The following is a 614-nucleotide window of genomic DNA, read 5'->3' as shown; positions in this document are numbered from 1 at the left end:
TACGCACTACCGCCGGAGCGTATCGCTTCACCGCTGGCCGGGCGCCCGTACGACCTGCGGCACGCCTGCATCACGCGGTGGCTGAACGCGGGAGTGCCGATTGCCGAAGTGGCCCGGCGGGTTGGCAATTCTCCCGAGGTGATTCACCGCCGGTATCACGGATGTATTGACGGGCACGAAGAAGCGGCCAACGCGAAGATCATTAAGGCGTTGGAGGAAGAGGGTGACATCGTGTAGACGGTGGTGAAGGGGAAGAAGCCGATTGATTCGCGGGGCCGGTGCCTCAGGTGACAGACTCAGTCCGTGCTTCAGTTCGTCATTTCTGCTCAGCAGCAGACCCCCGCGGCACCTCCCGCATCGATCACGCCCGTCGTCGTAGTTGCGTTGTGCTCCCTCTTGGTAGCGTTGTTTTCCCTGATCTTCACCGTGGCGTCGTTCTGGAGGCTCAACGCCTACCAGGGGAAGTTGAAGTCCTGGGAGCCACGTTCCTTTGTCGCCCTGATCAACGGCTCCGTCCTGAGCTTCCGCTTCCCGCTCGTGCTGCACAACACCGGAGCGAAGCCGATCGTGGTGCAGGAGTTCCGCATGCGCATCATCGGTGAGTCCGTCCCGCC

At 62.2% G+C, this 614-nt stretch carries 1 protein-coding gene and 1 pseudogene; both read left to right on the top strand.

Annotated features, from left to right (window positions below):
* Positions 1-237, top strand: a pseudogene (locus tag ACYVO6_RS49375) (tyrosine-type recombinase/integrase); the annotation flags it as partial.
* A gap of 66 nt (positions 238-303) precedes the next feature.
* Positions 304-614 (top strand): hypothetical protein (locus ACYVO6_RS49370; RefSeq protein ID WP_461073610.1); only part of this gene is annotated, 311 nt, incomplete at its 3' end.

This window comes from Streptomyces pseudoechinosporeus, assembly GCF_054783935.1.
This window is presented reverse-complemented; position numbering and strand designations above follow the sequence as displayed.